The following is a 16,195-nucleotide window of genomic DNA, read 5'->3' as shown; positions in this document are numbered from 1 at the left end:
GCTCGCCTATATGGCGTTCCCGGCGCCGCACCGGACTAAACTGCACTCGACGAACCCGCTGGAGCGCCTCAACAAGGAGGTGAAACGCCGCGCCGACGTGGTCGGCATCTTTCCCTCTGAGGCGTCCATCATCCGCCTCATCGGCGCTGTGCTGCTCGAGGCCAACGACGAGTGGCAACTGCAGCACCGCTACATGGGCGTCGAAGCCATGGGCGAGATGCTCAACCCAGCGCTCACCAACGAAACCCTGCAACTTCCACCCAAGGCCGCCTGAGCCGTGGCCACCTCAAGCCCAGACGCAATTTCCACCACATTGACGGACGCTACCGTGCCCCGTGCCCGATTGGTCGGGGTCGATGTGGAAGTAGCCGATGAGATAGGTAGCAAAGCGCTGCCTGGCCGTTTGTCCCCGCCGACCTGGGGTAAGCGGCTGATGCCGTGCCGCTCCAGGCAGCGGTGCAGGGTCGAGCGCGTCAGATGCGGGGTTGAACGCATGCGTTCAACGGGCTGGAGGGCGTAGAGGCAGTCGTCCAGCGGTAGCAGGGTGTGCCGACGGAAGGCGATGACGCGGGGCTCCTTTGGCCCCATGGGAGCGTCGGCCGTCGTAGACCGCTTGCGCCATTTCTGGACCGTGGTGGGGCTGACACCGAAGCGCTGGGCCAGGGTCCTTACGCTCTCTTGTTGTAGCTGGATCGCGCCATGAACCGCCTCCGTCGTGCGGGCGCAGGCGTGAAGAACCTGGCCCATAGCGCGTTCCTCGCAGCATGATGGTCAAGCGTACCGCCATACTCCGGGACCAAACACCTGGCTTGCAATTCTACATGTAAAATGTAATCTCGCCGCATGCCCAAGCCCAGAGCCATCGTCTTCGACCTCCTCACCGCCCTCCTGGACAGCTGGTCTGTCTGGGACGCCGCCGCCGGAACCCAGGAGGACGGCCGCCGCTGGCGCGCTCGCTACCTGGAGCTGACCTATGGATGCGGCGCTTACCGGCCCTATGAGGTATTGGTGGCCGAGGCGGCGCACGACGCTGGCCTGCCGCCCTCCGCTCCCGCAGCGCTCCATGCCGGGTGGGACGGGCTGCAGCCCTGGCCCGAAGTCCCGGCTGTGCTTCGGGATCTCAGGGCGCGCGGCTTGCTCTTGGGCGTCGCGACGAACTGCTCCGTCGAGCTCGGCCGACGCGCCGCGGCGCGCTGCGGCGTGCCCTTCGACGCGGTCATCACCTCTGAGGAGGCAGGCTTCTACAAGCCACAGCCCGAGCCCTACCGCGCCGTCCTCGCTGCGCTCGGGGTGGAGCCCGTGGACGCGATCTTTGTTGCAGGCAGCAGCGCCGACGTGCCCGGCGCGGCCGGAGTTGGGATGGCGGTGGTCTGGCACAATCGCGTCGGCCTGCCTGCCCGGCCCGGCCCCGCCCCCTTGCGGGAGGCGCGCACCCTGGACGCTGCCTTGGAGGGCCTGCCATGACCACGACGCCTCGCCTCCTGCTCGACCGCGGGCGGCTGGAGCGCAATGCCGCCCGCCTGCGCGCCCGTTGCGCCGCTCTCGGCGTCACACTCCGTCCGCATCTCAAGACCGCCAAATGCGTCGAGGTCGCGCGCGTCGTCCATGAGGGGCGCACCGGGCCGGTCACGGTCTCCACCCTGCGGGAGGCAGAGTTCCTGGCTGAGGGGGGCTTCGCCGACTTCGTCCTGGCTACCGCGATCACGCCCGACCGGCTGCCACGCGTGGCGGCGCTTCAGGACCGGGGGGCGCGGGTCACCGTAGTCGCCGACGACCCCATCATGGTGCGAGTGCTCGGGGAGGCGGCGGCTCAGCCGATGGACCTCCTGCTGGAGGTAGACTGCGGCGAGCATCGCTCGGGGACAGACCCCGCTGGCACCACCCTCCTCGCCGCAGCCGAGGAGATTGAACGACACCCAATTCTTCGCCTCCAAGGGGTCCTGACCCACGCAGGGCACTCCTACGGCACGGACGATCCGGCGCGCCTCGCCGATCTCGCGGAGGCTGAGCGCGCTGCGGCGGTGCATGCGGCGGAGCGTCTCCGCGCGCGCGGCCACCGGTGCTCAGTTGTCTCGGTCGGCTCCACTCCCACCCTGCTTTTCGCCCGCCACCTCCAGGGCGTGACGGAGGTTCGGGCGGGCGTCTCGCTCTTCTGGGACCTGGCGCAGCTCTCGCGCGGCATGTGCGGCTGGGACGACCTTGCCCTCTCGGTCGAAGCGGCCGTTATTGGACACCAGAGGACCTTCCCCGGTGCGGCGGGGGCACTGGTGCTGGATGCCGGGGCGCTCGCGATGAGCAAGGACACCGGTGCCAACGCCTTCATGCCGGAGGCCCGCTTTGGGATCCTCGCGGAAGCCGCCACGGGAGAGCGCCTCCCGCTCTCGGTCACGGTTCTGCACCAGGAGCACGGCACCGTGCCCGTTCCGGACCCTGGCTGGTTCGAGCGGCTGCCGCTCGGAGCACGGGTTCGCGTCCTGCCCAACCACGCCTGCCTGACCGCGGCTGGCGGTCATGGCGGCTACGACGTGCACATGGGCGACGGCGTGCCGACGGCACGCTGGGCACGCTGCGACGGGTGGTGAGCGTGCAGGTCGTCACCGCGCCTGATCTGCCCCCGCCCGCGGGGCACTACGCCCACGCGGTGCGCGCGGGCGGGCTGCTCTTCATCTCGGGCCTGCTGGGCGTCCGGCCAGAGGAGCCCGGGGACCCGCTGCTGGATGCAGGTGCTCAGGCCGCCGCCGTGCTGCGCCGCCTGGGCCGGGTGCTGGCGGCGGCGGGGTTGGAGGGCCACCACGTCGCGCGCCTCGGCGTCTACGTCAACGATGTCACGCACTGGGCTGCGGTGAACGCTGCCTGCGCCGCCTATTTCGGCCCCCATCGCCCTGCACGAACGATCCTGACCTGCCCCGGCCTGCATCAAGCCTCCCTCATCGAGGTCGACGCCGTCGCCGTCTTTCCGGAGCCCGCCGCATGATCCTGAGCCGCCGTGCCGTACTGGCCGCCCCGATGATCCTGCCCGCCGCGGCACAGGCCCAGGCCGCCTACCCCAACCGGGCCATCCGCCTCGTGGTTCCCTTCGCGCCCGGCGGCCCATCCGACACCCTGGCGCGCACTTTCGCCGAGCGGCTCTCGGCCATCCTCGGCCAGCCGATGCCGGTCGAGAACCGCTCCGGCGCGGGCAGCACCGTCGGCAGCGACGCCGTCGCGAAGGCGGCGCCGGACGGCTACACGCTGCTGTTCAACAACATCAGCCAGGCGACCAACCCCGCCTTCTTCGCCCGCCTTCCCTTCGACCCGCTGAAGGATTTCACGCCAGTCGGGTTGCTGGCCGAGAGCCCCGTGGTGCTGCTCGGCGCCCCAAACCTGCCCGTGAACGACCTGCGGGCCTTCCTGAACCTCGTTCGCGACCATCCCGGCCGCTACGACTATGGCAGCGCCGGGAACGGCACGGCGGCCCACTTGGCCGTGGCCAAGCTCCTAGCTTCGGCAGGCCTTTCCATGAACCACGTCCCTTACCGTGGGGTGGCGCCCGCCACGAACGACCTGGTGGCCGGGACCATTGCCCTGGTTGGGGATACGGCCACCACGGGCCTCGGCCAGGCGCGGGGCGGCGCACTCAAGGGCTTGGCCGTAACCTCCGCACAGCGCCTGTCCCAGGCACCGGAGATTCCGACTGTCGCCGAGAGCGGCTTCCCGGGCCTGGCCGACTATACGATGGCCTCCTGGAACGTGCTGCTCGCCCCCACACGCACGCCGGAGCCGGTGGTGGCGCGGCTGAACGAGGCGGTCCGGCAGGCCAAGGCTGACCCGACCTTCCGGGCACGGTTGGAGGCGCTCGGCAACACCCCAATGGACGACGCGGCACCACCGGCGATTGCCAGCTTCCTGGCTGCCGAGCAGGCGCGCTGGGGCGAGGTGCTGCGGGCCGCTGGTATCCGGGCGGACGGATAGCCCGACTTGCCGGGTGCCTCGAAGTGCCCGACATCACCGATATGACGACCCAAGTCAGGACCACGGACGATCCCCTCCCCTCCATCGGTCCCGCGCGTGTGGTGGACGAGACAGTGGCCGCCCTGCGGCAGGCCATCCTCTCGGGTGACCTCCGGCCGGGTCAGAAGCTCTCCGTACCCGCTCTCGCCCTCCGCATGGGGATCTCCCGGTCCCCGGTGCGGGAAGCCGTGCTGGCCCTGACCGCAGAGGGGCTCGCCGTAGAGAGTCCTCGCCGCGGTGTCGTCGTCACGGAACTCGGCCTGAAGGAGACGCAGGCCATCCATGAGGCGCGGGGGCCTCTGGAAGGCTTCGCCGCGCGCCTGGCGGCTGAACGAGGGCCCGCCGATCTCGGCAGGCGGTTGGATGGCATCCTGGCCGAGCAGGCCGAAGCTGTGGCAACGGGCGACGAAGACGGGTACTTCCGCACGAACGCCGCCTTCCATCGTGCGATCGCCGCGGCCTGCGACAACGCTGAGGTCCACCGCCTTCTCGTCTCGCTGGAGGGACGCATGGCCCTGGCACTCCGGCAGGTTGCCGCTCGTCCCGGGCACCGGGAAAGTGGCCTCGAAGAACACCGCAAGGTCGTCGCCGCCATCAAGGCGCGTGATGGAAGCGGCGCGGAAACCGCCATGCGCGCGCATCTCGCCGCTACCCGTCAGCGGGTGGTGATCGCGCCAGGGTCAGAAGACCAGATGATCGTAGGCTCGAGCTCGGCCAAGTAGAGCGCACTGTTCTCCGGCCGCTTCTTCAAGTTCCAGCCTGAGAGCAGACCTTCCGCTTCCGGCCAGGACCGCCATGTTGAAGGCGACCAACGCGCCCCCTGGCGAGCGTCAAACAGTTCATGCTGGATGTGAAGGACGGCAGAACGGCCCTGTTCGGGAAGACTGCCCCTCGAAGAGGACGACGACCTTCAGTCCCTGGTGGATGTCCTAATCCTGGAGCTTCAGCAACTCGCCTTGCAGGAGCAGCAACTCGCGGAAGTACACGCCGCGCTCGATCGTGCTCCGCTTCCGTCGCTGGTGCAGCTCCCGCAGCGCGGCCGGAAGCCGCTCGTCATCGATCTCCTGCTCGATTTCCTCGTCGAGATCGTCCTGGGGCTCGAGCTTGAGCCAGGAGGAGTCCTTGTCGTCGGCCTGCATGGCGGGGGTACCTGTTTGGGTCCGCCCCGCCTGATTAACCGGAACGCGCGGCCTTGCAACGCCCGATCGATGACATCGGAGATCCCGGCGCTGCGCGCTACAGCGCGGCGTTGGTCATCCGCAGCCGGTGCGCCAGCTCGGCCATGGTCCACCACGCAAAGTGCGGCACCTCCTCCACCGCGAAGCGGAACTTCCGCGCGTCGATCGCGGCAACCTCGCAGGCCTTCCTGGCCTCGGCCGTGACGGTGCGGGGCTCGTTGTCGAGGAGGGAGACGATGCCCAAGGCCTGGCCGGGCCCCACCGTTTCGATTACCACCTCGCGCCGCCGGAGCTCCACCTCTCCGTCGAGCAGGATGTACATGCAGTTCGGCTGGTCCCCCTCGCGGAAGAGAAGGTCCCCGGCCGCGAAACGGAGAACGACGCCGAGCGATCGGGATATCTGCCGCACGTCCAACGGCTTCTGGGCAAGGTCGAGCACCGCAACCTCCGGCAAATCAGGCTATGACGATTGCACTTTCATGACGGAGATTGAAGCAAAAGAGGGTGAGGCAGGGAACCGGCGTAGCGGGGATTACCGGCCGCGACCTGAACCAGCGGCCCCGCCGGTGGCCAGTAGCGGGACTGCGCGCCATCGCCGGGCCGGGGAGATGGCGGCCGGCCGCTTCGGTGCCCCGGCCATGAGGGGACGCCGGACCGCCAATCACCGCAACCCGCACCCGCGCGTCCCGCTGGGTGACGGGCGCTCAGGCAGCCGCCACGACCTGGTAGCCGGGCGTCTCCAGCAGCGGTGCGTCGGTCACCTCTAGGATGCCCGCCCGGTCGAAGCCGTTGAAGGCGGTCCGCAGCGCGCTACCATAGGCGCCGAGCTGGCCGACCTCGATCCAGTCACCCTCCGAGACGTCGGCCGGGAGGAGGAACGGCCCTTCCATCCGGTCCGCGCTGTCGCAGGTCGGCCCGAAGAAGGCGAAGGGCACGAGCGGTGCCGCGCTCCCGCCACCCGGGCGCAGCAGGCGCACGGGGAAGCGAAAGCCCGGCGCGCCGGCGTCGGACAGGGCTCCGTAGACGCCGTCGTTCACGAACAGCGCGTCGCCCCGTCGGTGCTGCACCTGAAGGACGACGGAGGTGCCGCCAGCGACCAGCGCCCGGCCGGGCTCGGCCCAGAGCTCGAGGTCCTCCAGCCCCTCCACCTCAACGGCCGCCGCGATGGCCGAGGTGAAGGCCCGGAGCGGTGGCGGCATGACCTCGGGATAGGCGACGGGATAGCCGCCTCCCACGTCGAGAACGTCCACCTGCACCCCTGCGGCCTGGATGACGCGCGCGGCGAGGGCGACAGCCCTCGTGTAGGCCGCGGGCTCCAGGCACTGCGAGCCGACGTGAAAGCTCACGCCAAGCCGCGCGGCGTGCGGGCGGGCGGCGCGCAGCAGCAGGGCAGCCTCGGCCTCCTGGGCGCCGAACTTGCCGGAGAGGTCGTAGACGGCCGGACCCTTCGGAAGGGCTAGCCGCACGACGAGCCCGAGCCGACCGGAGCCGCGCCCGGTCTCGTCGAGGATCTTCTGGAGTTCCTCCGCGCTGTCGAGCACGAAATCGCTGACGCCGTGCCTCTCCCAGGCCTCGCGGATCGCGCCGCGCGCCTTCACCGGGTGCATGAAATGGATCGAGGCCTCCGCGAACATGCTGCGTACCAGCCGCACCTCACCGAGCGAGGCGCAGTCGAAGTGGCGAAGCCCGCCGGACCACAGGGCACGTAGAACCGCGGGCTCCGGATTGCACTTCACCGCGTAGAGCACCCTGCCTGGAAAGCTCGCGCGAAAAGCGGCTGCCGCTGCGGCGATGGTGGCGGGGCGGAGGCAGTGCAGCGGCTGCTCCGGGCGCAAGGCCGCGACCATCGGGGCCACGCTGGAGGGCAGGTTAACCGCAGGACGGCGAAGCGGCGCGACGGCGCCGCGGAAGCGGATCTCGGGCATCGCAGGTCTCGTTGGGGACGGGAGAACGGGAGAGGGAAGCGACCAGCGCGCCCCGGGTTGGGGCCAGGGCCGGCAGGCACGCTGCGCCCGCGCGGCGCCGGGAGGGCGTGCGCGTCGGTGCGGCGACGTCAGGGTGTTGGTGTGGGTCCAACGCCGTGGAAGTTGGGCAACATAGGCGGCTCCCTCGAACCTTCCGGCCCACCTCCGGCGCCACGGGGTTACCCGCGGCGCGAGCGGCCGGATCGAACAAAGGACGCGTCCCGTCGTTGCTGTGCCTGCCCCACGAACGGGCGTCGGCTCGCGGCACGTGCGATGGCGTCGAGCAATCCCCTGGCCAGGCAACGGCACCTGGGCTCGGGGCAGCCGCTATGTAGTGGTCGTCCAGCCGTCACGCAAGCTTTTTTCTGGCCGATTGGCTGAAGGGCCGGACTGATGCCTGCATCGATCCCGGTGCCCCGAGGATTTTTCAGGTGGGCCGGCAGAGATATTCCCAGACCACCGTCGCGGCGGCGAGGGCAGTAATCTCGGCCTGGTCGTAGGCGGGCGCCACCTCAACCACGTCCATCCCGCGGAACCTCACCCCGCCCAGCTTTCTCAGCAGGGACTGGACCTGCCACGTGGCGAGCCCTCCCGCCTCCGGCGTCCCGGTGCCCGGGGCAAAGGCGGGGTCCAGCACGTCGATGTCGAAGGAGAGATAGGCGGGAGCAGACCCCAGCACCTCCCGCACCCGCGATGCCACAGCGGCCGGGCCGGCCTCGTGCGCCTCGATCGCCGTGATGACGGTGACGCCCTGCGCCAGCGTCCAGTCCCAGACCTCACGCTGCACCGGGGAGCGGATGCCGACCTGGATCATCCGGCGGGGATCCACCAGTCCCTCCCGGATGGCGTGCCAGAAAACGGACCCGTGCCCGTAGGTCTGGCCGAAGCTGTCCGGCCAGGTGTCGACATGGGCGTCCATGTGCAGCAGGCCCAGGGGCCCGCCCAGGCGCCGGGCGAGCGCGCGGAGCAGCGGTAGGGTCACCCCGTGCTCGCCGCCCAGCGCAACCAGGTGATCGAGGCAGCCCGCCTGCTGCTCGATCAGCGCGAGGCTTGCTGGCAGGTCCCCGAGCGCCACGGCGAGGTCACCGATATCGGCCAGCGGCAGCGTCGCCGGGTCGAGCCAGCTGCCGGGATGCGCCCCGTCCACCAGCATCCGCGACGCGGCGCGGATCGCGCGCGGGCCGTCGCGCGAGCCGGCGCGGTTGGTCGTGCCGATATCGAGCGGGATGCCCGCGATGGCTGTGGCGCCCTCGGCGTCGCGTCGCGAGATGCCCATGAAGCCGGGCGGAATGGCGTAGGTGGGCGGGCCGGCCATGATGCTCCCCGATCGGATGAGAGATGGACCCTGCCTGAACCGGCGACGCCGGGCGTCGTTGCCCACCCGCCACCGGAGAGGCGAGATCGTCATGTGGGCGGCCCCGGTCGCGCCACCCGCCCGCTCCCGCGCATTCAGGAGAGGCGGCCGAAGCGCAGGGTCGGGCTCGAGATTGCGACGGAACTCAGGCCGGGCCGGAATCGAGCATGCGGTTGAATGATTCAGTAGCGATGGCCACCTCGGTCGCTTAGCGCCCATCCGACTGCGATCGCAAACCGGGGCCAGTGACGCGTTTCCAGCGCGACACGTCGGCTTCCAGAAGGGCTCGCCGGTTGTAACTAGACGCCCTCTGCCAAGCCATGCGGCCGTGTTCGGCGATGGACAAGGGATCCCGATCCCGCCGCGTCGGCGCGGTATCTACGGCGGCACTCGGCACCGCGCTTGACCGCAGTGGGATGACCTCCGCATCGGATGCCTGGGGCGGGCGCGTCCCGAGCGTTAGGGCGGGAACTCCTGCACGGTCGTCTAAGCATGGCGCGATATGCTTCGCAGAGCTGAACCGTTCACCCGAACTTCATCCAATTGCCGCACGAGCTTGGTCGAACACTGGCGTAAGAACCGGCAAGGCTGCACTTGCGCGACCAACTCAGACAATGTGGCGTGAGGAAAGCCTGATTTGGCCCTCCTGACGGTTTCAATGCTGAGTTGGAGGCATGGCTGAAGTGGCCTTCAAAAGGGGACACTTATGCCACCGTTGGACAAGCTCGCGCCGCGACCAGCGCTGGAACACGGCGCCAAGGAGCTGCCCTACGTCCGGCTGGACACGTACAACGCGGAGCTGAGCGACCCGTCGGGGGAGGGCTTCCTCGGAGACCGCGCCAGCAACCGTGCCTTCTCGGCGATCCTTGAGGACTGGCGTGAGCGTGCCCGCCGCGGCGGTGGTGACGCCGACCCGCTTGAGGGGACGGCCGGCGAGAACATCCCAACCGAGAAGATCGACCGCACCGACCTGGACGCCCTGCTGCACGCCGCGGACCAAGCCCCTGAAGCGGCTGGCCTGGTTCACTCCGCGATCGAGGACTTCGCGCAGGAGATGACCGCCGTCATCCGGCGCTTCCTCCGCCTGCCGGGTTGGCGTGGCACCGAGCGCATCGCCGTGGGTGGCGGCTTCCTTGAGGCACGTATCGGGTTGATGGCTGTCGGCCGTGTCGCGATCCTTCTCAAGGCTGGTGGCGAGCAGATCCAGTTGGTACCTGTCTCCCGTCATCCCGATGAGGCTGCCTTGTGCGGCGCGGCCCACCTCGCCCCTCCAGAGCTCCTCGCGGGCACTGACGCTGTTCTCGCTGTCGATATCGGCGGCACGAACCTCCGGGTAGGCTTGGTTGAGCTCGGGCTGAAGGAGGCGCCGGACCTCTCTCGCGCGCATGTCGTCGCCGTCGAGCGCTGGCGCCATGCCGATGAGGCATCCGACCGCGATGGCGCTGTCGCAAGGATCGCAGGGATGCTGGGTGAGCTGGCGGAACGAGCCCGTCGGGAGAAACTCAGCCTCGCTCCCTTCGTGGGAGTGGGTTGCCCTGGCCTCATCGCGAGTGACGGGACAATCAAGTGCGGCGGGCAGAACCTGCCTGGTGGCAACTGGGAGGGAGATGAGTTCAACCTGTCGACGCAACTGGCGGAGGCCGTCTCGAGTATCATTGGCCGGCCATTCCAGGTGGTGGTGCACAACGATGCCGTCGTGCAGGGGTTGAGCGAGACCCACGGCATGCAGGGCGTGAAGCACTGGGGCGTGCTGACCATCGGCACAGGGCTCGGCAACGCACGTTTCACGAACCGTCCGAGCAAGCAGCCATCGTAGAGGGTGGCACTCGGTGACCGTTCTAGCAGCCTCTTGAGGTGGCCTTCCTGAAGAAAGCCAATCCAGCGGCCGGCCAGCACCACGGCGGCCCCTACGAGGAGCGACACAGCAGCTGAGGCGCGCAAAAAGCCATGCACCTCCCCGCCGGTGAGCGCGACCTGCCACCCGGGATTGGCGTGGACGACGGCGACGTTCAGCAGGGCAAGCCCGATCGGCCCGAGCTTCAAGAGAAAGGCTGGGCTCTCAAGATAGGTGAGCGGCCGGGTGCTGAAGAGAAGGAAGCCGGTAGCCGCGGCAAGCACAAAGTCGCAGGCGGCGCCCCGCACCGAGGGGCCGGCGACAGCGCCCAGCGGGCTGCCGCGGAACAAGCCAAGGATCCGCAGATCCAGGACGGCGATACCGCCGAAGAGCAGAGCAAGGGCAAGAATGTGAGCGGCGCTGACCAGCGGGTAAGCGATGGCCGAGCGCGAGAGAGCCAGTGCGACCGGCCAGGCAGCCAGACCCCGAAGAAGCTCGAGCAGGGTGAGCCTCAGCTCCGGATACGCTCGGGGTAGATGTCTTAGGTCCGTTCACGCACCTGCAGGCGCACAGCCTTCATCCGGCGCTCACCTCGGTCACGCGCCCGGTTGCCAAGGGCCATAACCGTGTCGCCGGTTCTGTCAGCGCTCGCGTCAGAGATGCCGCGGCATGCCGCCTGAGGCTGTCAGCCTACCCTGCCGCGAGAATGGCGAGCACGGTTGTCGCTTGACGGAGATGAATTATGCGGCGGTGATTGGCGGGAACATGCTGGTTGCGGCGAGGGCGAGGACGGAGATGGTTGCGGAGTTCGTCATAGGCTCGACAGAACCGGCTCGTCGGGTACTGCGTCCGGTTCAGCACCCCGACGCTGCGCTCGTTGAACCCTCGGCCGCAGGCGCGGCAGCGAAAGCGCCGGTAACCCTCTCTTCCTTAACCACCCCATTCTGTCTCATGAGCCCTGACGGCGGACACCCCATCCCCACACCTGAAGCTGAAGGCAGTCTAGAGATAACTGCACATGAGGGTGTGCTCGATCTCTGCTGCCTCGGCGAGCAGGTAGAGGAGTTGCTCCCGGCTTCCCGTGACGACTGCCGGCTCCTCGCCAGGATCTATCTTGCTGTTCATTTGCGCCCGACCTTCAACTCACTGATCCCAAGTAGCCGATCTCGACAAAGAGTGGCCTGGCGAAGCTCTGCTGAAGGCCTCGAAAGATGTCAGGCTGCTGTGGACGTGGGACCTTGATCGTCATCTCGCCTCTGACGCTGGCAAGTCACGTGAGCGACCCTCCTCATCAATGGCAACATACGTGAAAACGCCCTCAGTTACCTTCTCTGCAGGTTTGCCGCCACGTTCGCGAGCCCAGGTTTCAATCCTTACCGCAACGGACGATTTGCCCATCTCCTGCAGCGTACAGTAGCAACTGACCTCGTCGCCAACCGACACAGGCCGCAGGAAGCGCATGGCGTCGATGCTGACGGTCGCCACGCGTCCTTCCGCGTGTTCGGCCGCAAGGGTACCGCCGGCCAAGTCCATCTGCGAGAGCGTCCAGCCGCCGAAGATACTGCCTCCGGCGTTGGTGTCCCGTGGCATGGCGATTGTCCGCAACTGTGCGCCACCAGGGATTTCAGGGGGCTTGCCGGTCAATGCTCGGTTCCTTCGTTAAAGATGTTCGCTCGACCTGGATGTTTGAACGCTGCCCTCCCCCTTCCTGCTGCATAGCCGAGGCGGCAGACTTTCAGGGGGATGCGCCCGCCACCACCGGGTTATCAAATGGGTGATCCTGCCGAGAAACTCGGCCGCCGGCTCAGGGCGAAGGAGCACGGAGGCCAAGTTGTCTTGGAGGAGCTTTCTCCGCCCTGTTGCGTTTCCTCCGTCACGGCTGAGTTGACGGGGTGGCCAGGACAGGAGCGTCAGCATGGGCACCGTCGAGTTTGTCGCCCTGCTTCTGGCCGGCATCGGGCCGCTCCTGGCGCTGGCGCACTTCCTCAAGCTTCCCGCAACGGTGCTCCTCTTTGTTGCGGGGCTCGCGACTGGGTTCCTCCCCGGGCCCGCGCCCATTCAGGTGGACCCGGACCTCGCGATCGGGCTGTTCCTGCCGCCCGTCATCTACGCCGCTGCCGTTCGGATCACGCCCCACCTTCTGCGTCACCTCTTTCTGCCGGGCGTCCTCGTTGGGGTGGCCGTCTCGCTCTTAACAGTGCTGGGCGTTGCCGCCCTCTCGCGCTACGTCCTGCTGCCCGGCCTCACATGGACCGCGGCCCTCCTCCTCGGCGTCGTTGCCGCGCTCTTTGACACACGGCTGTTCCAGGAGGCCAAGGGGGCGCCTCACGTACCCCGTGCTCTCACAGACGCGCTGAAGGCGCGGGAGATGGCATCGCGTGTCGTGGCCCTGACCACCCTCGCCCTCGTCACGGCCGCTATGCGAGAGGGTGCGGCACCGAAGGTAGCGGAGGCGGCCCTTGACGTGGCCTGGGCTCTCGCGGGTGGCGCGGCGGCCGGCTTCATCATCGGCCGCGCCGTGCTGTGGCTCCGCGATCGGGCGGGACCGGCGCCGGTCGAGATCGCAGTTTCCCTCGCCGCGCCCTACCTCGGAGCGCTCGCGGCCCGCGGTCTCGGCCTGTCGCTCGCAGTCACGATCATCGCGGCAGCGCTCGCTGTCTCCGCCGCCCGCGTCGACAGGGAGACAGGCGAGGCCCGCACCTCGGCCGAGGCCCGCATCTCCGCCATGGCGTTCTGGGAGGAGGTGAGCCTCCTTGTCTCCTCTCTCCTGTTCTTCCTCGCCGGCCTTGCCGTGCCTGAAGCGCTCGCTGAACTCGGCGGATGCCATACCTGGCAGGCAGGAGCAGCAGCGGCTGGCATTCTCGCCATGGTGATTGCGCTCGGCTGGCTTGGCTCCCTTGTCTCAACGCGGCTTCCCCCGCTTGCGGCAGCACTCGCCGGGGAAGATGCCGCAGGGCGGGCGGCAGCAGCTGGGGTGATGGCCTGGGCCTCGACACGCTCAGTCCTCGGCCTCGTTGTCGTCCTCTCCGTCCCCCCGGCATGGCCGGATGGGACCGCCTTTACGGAAGGTGGGCTGCTCCTCGTCGTGGTTGCCCTGGTCGTCCTTGGTTCGGTTGGCTTGCAGGGCCTGACGCTGCGTCGCGTTACGCGGGCGGCAGCCCTCCAGAAGGGAGGTGACACCGAGCATGAGGAGACGCGGGCTCGGACGCTGGCGGCAGAGGCGCGGGAGAGTGCCGGCGCAGGGGACGACGTGGCGGACGCTGCCGGCCTGGCAGCGGAGCGGCGCGCGCTACTTGATCTCCGGGAGCGCGACGAGATCGGCGACGAAGGGCTTCGGACCCTGCTGCGCGAGGGCGACCTCCGGAAGCGAGCCGCTGAAGGTAACGCCGAGCCGGGCGCACCTCCCCCACGGCCCTGACTCTCCCGCCGGAGGTTGGGTCATCGTCCATCACTCCGGCGGCTCTGCTAAAGCTTTGCCATGTCCCTAACCTGAGCCATGCCTTCGCTTACTTGCTTCTCCGTCTTGCGCAATACTTCCGCAGTGCTGGAGCTCTCTCCCCTCTCGGTAGAAACCGAAGGGTATGCCAAGGAGGTACCGCTGCTTTACTCCGCCGCGTGCTCCTGCTCTGGGCATCTGCAGCACCTCATCTTCATGCGGAAAACCTGCGGTTTGATACTGCTCTGCCCATCGTGAAAGATTGCCCGGCTTCTGCCATCAGGGGAACTAGAGATGAGATCTTCGATGGGTGAAATGGCATGACCAACGATTTGGCACTCGCCTGGGACATCCGGGTGGCCACGTTGCTTTCAAGACTGCCGAACCGGACGAAGAGGAGCATCGAGTGGCTCCGAGAGCCGTCACGCCGGTGGCTGAGGGGCCCCTGCGCCCTGCTTCTCATACTCGGTGGGGTGTGGCTCCATCCTTCCCATCCTCGGCCTCTGGATGCTCCCTCTCGGGCTTGCCTTGCTGGCTGAGGACGTTCCTGGGATCAAGCCGTTACCGGAGAGGGCAGCTTGCTGGTGCGTGCGAACCTGGCACCGGATTGGGGGCACCAATCCGGCCTGAGAGCGATGATCGGGGCAGGGCTCTCAGCTGCTCACTTGGACACTCGGGCGCGGTGAGCGCGTGTCGTCCGCTCAGGTGGTCTGGATGGCGGGTTGTAGCGGCGCTTTGCCGGCTACGTATTCTCTGGCAATCCCGCACACAAAGTCCTGAGGCGGCGAGACACTGAGGAAAGCGATGGACGGACGTGACAACCGCTGATCCCTTCGGCCCGGGTCTGGTTGCTATTTCCCTTCCACTTGGGGCCATGGCAGACGGCCCACTGGTGGTTCCGCGGCCTCGTGCGACGCCTGCTGTTCCGAACCATCCACGATGTCACACTGATGCCTGATCGAGAGGCGGCGGGTCGCGAGGCGAGCTCCTCGGGTGGGGTGCTCGACAGCCGGGCGGCCAGGGCGCCGTTCGCCGAGGCGCGGGGCTATGGTGGGCGCAAGCGCCACGTCGCGCTGGACACGGGTGGGCGGCTGCTGGTGCTGAACCTCACCACGGCCGACATATCGGACAGCGCGGGTGCGCAGACGATCCTGGCCGCAGTCCGGAAGCGCTGGCCTTGGCTGAAGCACCTGCTCGCCGACGCGGGCTACGATCGGACGAAGCTGATGGACAAGGCCGCCTTCCTCGACTTCATCGTCAAGATCGTCCGGCGTTCCGACCAGAAAGGCTTCCACGTTCTCCCGCGCCGCTTGGTGGTGGAGCCCACCTTTGGCTGGATGATCCGATGGCGCCGCCGCGTGCGGAATTACGAGCGACGCCTCGATGTGTCCGAGGCCATGATCCACGTCGCCATGGGCGCCCTCCTCCAAAGGCTCGCCCATCACTGAATTCTCAAACAGTCACTCAGTATTTGATGGAGTTCGCGCCGCTGATCTTAGCGTCCAGCGCCTTGCCCGCGACGCGGCTGGTGGCCGTACTCGGCAGGTTGCTGATCACCACGCAGGCTACTCGAACGATTTGCCCGCCTTCAACAATGCCTATGGCTCCGTTCTGATACGTTCAGGCCTTTCTCAGCCGCTCCGGCGGCCGGTAACAGCGTGGTAGATCCAAAGCACGATTACAGCGCCGATAATAGCAACAACCATGCTGTACAGGTTGAAGCCTGTCACACCTGCACCACCGAAGGTGTTGAAGAGAAAGCCACCAACGATCGCTCCAATGACGCCGAGGACGATGTCAAGGACTACGCCCTGACCAGAGCCAGCGTAGATCTTGCTCGCCACGAAGCCTGCAATCAGTCCGAGTACTAACCAACCAAGGATCGACATGGACGTCTCCTGAAATGGGGATGCAATGATATGTGGTGTCTATCGTGCGGTGAGGTGAGTGGGGGCTGCTTGAGCAACCCCCACCACTTCACAAGCCTTAGCGCTTGTTGGGGTTCGCGCCGCTGATGTTGGTACCGAGCGTGTTGTCCACAGCGCGGCTGGCGGCGGTGCCGGGCGGGTTACTGCTCGTGGTGCCGGTCACACCGACGCTGCTCGCAGTGTCGGCCGTACCCGTGGTATCGTCCACCTCGACCTCGGTGCGGCGCACGGTGTCGTGTACCGTCTCTGTGCGATCGGAGGCATCCTTGCGGATCACCAGTTCCTCCTTCACCCGCGCCTCCTTGCCGACCACAGCCTCTTCCGAGTGCTCGGTCGCGTCGATGACGCGCTCGCGGAAGGCCTCGTCAGCGTCGGTCAGCGGACGGTCCACTGCGCGCCGCTGCACGTCCACGTGCTCCTCGCGCAGCGTCACCTGCTCGGTGACCGGCGTCTCCACGATGTAGGAGCGCACCCGCACCCGACCGCGCTCGACATCGCGCTTGCCGATCCG

17 protein-coding genes and 2 pseudogenes are annotated in these 16,195 nt (G+C 67.9%); 10 read left to right on the top strand and 9 right to left on the bottom strand.

The features are described 5' to 3' along the window. A partial coding sequence (locus tag BO39_RS26960; protein WP_211257581.1) for a transposase occupies nucleotides 1-274 on the top strand: 274 nt, incomplete at its 5' end. Nucleotides 275-319: 45 nt separating this feature from the next. Here BO39_RS26960 and BO39_RS31890 read toward each other — a convergent pair. Beyond that, a pseudogene (locus BO39_RS31890) lies at nucleotides 320-747 on the bottom strand (helix-turn-helix domain-containing protein); the annotation flags it as partial. Nucleotides 748-843: 96 nt separating this feature from the next. Here BO39_RS31890 and BO39_RS26955 point away from each other — a divergent pair. Genes BO39_RS26955 through BO39_RS26935 form a run of 5 tightly spaced genes read left to right on the top strand, consistent with a single transcriptional unit; the run spans nucleotide 844 to nucleotide 4,712 of the window. Beyond that, nucleotides 844-1,464, top strand: a complete 621-nt coding sequence (locus BO39_RS26955; protein WP_043839610.1) for an HAD family hydrolase — start codon at nucleotides 844-846, stop codon at nucleotides 1,462-1,464. Beyond that, the gene (locus BO39_RS26950) at nucleotides 1,461-2,582 is read left to right on the top strand and encodes an alanine racemase (RefSeq protein WP_043839609.1); all 1,122 of its coding nucleotides are present in this window, start codon (nucleotides 1,461-1,463) and stop codon (nucleotides 2,580-2,582) included. The genes BO39_RS26955 and BO39_RS26950 overlap by 4 nt, the downstream gene beginning before the upstream one ends. Nucleotides 2,583-2,584: 2 nt before the next feature. Next, nucleotides 2,585-2,974 carry a RidA family protein gene (locus BO39_RS33805; protein WP_043839621.1) on the top strand — a complete coding sequence of 130 codons (390 nt, stop codon included), beginning with the start codon at nucleotides 2,585-2,587 and terminating at the stop codon, nucleotides 2,972-2,974. Beyond that, nucleotides 2,971-3,951 carry a Bug family tripartite tricarboxylate transporter substrate binding protein gene (locus BO39_RS26940; RefSeq protein WP_052402875.1) on the top strand — a complete coding sequence of 327 codons (981 nt, stop codon included), beginning with the start codon at nucleotides 2,971-2,973 and terminating at the stop codon, nucleotides 3,949-3,951. The genes BO39_RS33805 and BO39_RS26940 overlap by 4 nt, the downstream gene beginning before the upstream one ends. A 23-nt stretch (nucleotides 3,952-3,974) precedes the next feature. Next, nucleotides 3,975-4,712, top strand: coding sequence for a GntR family transcriptional regulator (locus tag BO39_RS26935; RefSeq protein WP_052402873.1), 738 nt, complete (start codon nucleotides 3,975-3,977; stop codon nucleotides 4,710-4,712). 207 nt (nucleotides 4,713-4,919) lie between these two features. Here BO39_RS26935 and BO39_RS26930 read toward each other — a convergent pair whose 3' ends face one another. From BO39_RS26930 to speB, 4 genes are all read right to left on the bottom strand, one after another. Then, complete coding sequence (locus BO39_RS26930; RefSeq protein WP_043839607.1) at nucleotides 4,920-5,129, bottom strand: hypothetical protein; 210 nt, start codon at nucleotides 5,127-5,129, stop codon at nucleotides 4,920-4,922. A gap of 97 nt (nucleotides 5,130-5,226) precedes the next feature. Further along, nucleotides 5,227-5,607: a Crp/Fnr family transcriptional regulator gene (locus tag BO39_RS26925; RefSeq protein WP_169742866.1), complete on the bottom strand. Its 381-nt coding sequence runs from the start codon at nucleotides 5,605-5,607 to the stop codon at nucleotides 5,227-5,229. 265 nt (nucleotides 5,608-5,872) lie between these two features. Continuing rightward, a complete protein-coding gene (locus BO39_RS26920; RefSeq protein ID WP_043839605.1) occupies nucleotides 5,873-7,093 on the bottom strand; it encodes a type III PLP-dependent enzyme in 1,221 nt (406 codons plus the stop codon). 466 nt (nucleotides 7,094-7,559) lie between these two features. Then, complete coding sequence (gene speB, locus BO39_RS26915; RefSeq protein WP_043839603.1) at nucleotides 7,560-8,447, bottom strand: agmatinase; 888 nt, start codon at nucleotides 8,445-8,447, stop codon at nucleotides 7,560-7,562. Nucleotides 8,448-9,192: 745 nt separating this feature from the next. Here speB and BO39_RS26910 point away from each other — a divergent pair. Together BO39_RS26910 and BO39_RS33230 are read left to right on the top strand one after the other, a co-directional pair. Next, nucleotides 9,193-10,302 (top strand): ROK family protein, encoded by a 1,110-nt coding sequence (locus BO39_RS26910; protein ID WP_052402868.1) that lies wholly within the window; start codon nucleotides 9,193-9,195, stop codon nucleotides 10,300-10,302. 176 nt (nucleotides 10,303-10,478) lie between these two features. Then, nucleotides 10,479-10,856 carry a hypothetical protein gene (locus BO39_RS33230; RefSeq protein ID WP_169742865.1) on the top strand — a complete coding sequence of 126 codons (378 nt, stop codon included), beginning with the start codon at nucleotides 10,479-10,481 and terminating at the stop codon, nucleotides 10,854-10,856. Nucleotides 10,857-11,322: 466 nt separating this feature from the next. On the opposite strand, the gene BO39_RS35060 is transcribed toward BO39_RS33230, so the two are convergent. Both BO39_RS35060 and BO39_RS31880 read right to left on the bottom strand, forming a co-directional pair. Further along, nucleotides 11,323-11,445, bottom strand: coding sequence for a hypothetical protein (locus BO39_RS35060; RefSeq protein ID WP_281175636.1), 123 nt, complete (start codon nucleotides 11,443-11,445; stop codon nucleotides 11,323-11,325). Nucleotides 11,446-11,565: 120 nt separating this feature from the next. Beyond that, a complete protein-coding gene (locus tag BO39_RS31880) occupies nucleotides 11,566-11,964 on the bottom strand; it encodes an acyl-CoA thioesterase (RefSeq protein WP_342666346.1) in 399 nt (132 codons plus the stop codon). 271 nt (nucleotides 11,965-12,235) lie between these two features. Here BO39_RS31880 and BO39_RS26900 point away from each other — a divergent pair, with 271 nt between their 5' ends. Continuing rightward, the gene (locus tag BO39_RS26900) at nucleotides 12,236-13,738 is read left to right on the top strand and encodes a cation:proton antiporter domain-containing protein (RefSeq protein WP_043839597.1); all 1,503 of its coding nucleotides are present in this window, start codon (nucleotides 12,236-12,238) and stop codon (nucleotides 13,736-13,738) included. Between the two features lie 863 nt (nucleotides 13,739-14,601). Further along, nucleotides 14,602-15,204, top strand: a pseudogene (locus BO39_RS26895) (IS5 family transposase); the annotation flags it as partial. A gap of 183 nt (nucleotides 15,205-15,387) precedes the next feature. Here the strand turns inward: BO39_RS26895 and BO39_RS26890 are convergent. Together BO39_RS26890 and BO39_RS26885 are read right to left on the bottom strand one after the other, a co-directional pair. Continuing rightward, a complete protein-coding gene (locus BO39_RS26890) occupies nucleotides 15,388-15,645 on the bottom strand; it encodes a GlsB/YeaQ/YmgE family stress response membrane protein (RefSeq protein ID WP_043839595.1) in 258 nt (85 codons plus the stop codon). A 97-nt stretch (nucleotides 15,646-15,742) separates the two neighbouring features. Next, a partial coding sequence (locus BO39_RS26885; protein WP_043839593.1) for a YsnF/AvaK domain-containing protein occupies nucleotides 15,743-16,195 on the bottom strand: 453 nt, incomplete at its 5' end.

The sequence above is a fragment of the Roseomonas aerilata DSM 19363 genome (assembly GCF_000711725.1).
Taxonomy (GTDB): domain Bacteria; phylum Pseudomonadota; class Alphaproteobacteria; order Acetobacterales; family Acetobacteraceae; genus Roseomonas; species Roseomonas aerilata.
Note: the sequence above shows the minus strand (reverse complement) of the source record. Positions and strands in the feature narration are given on the sequence as shown.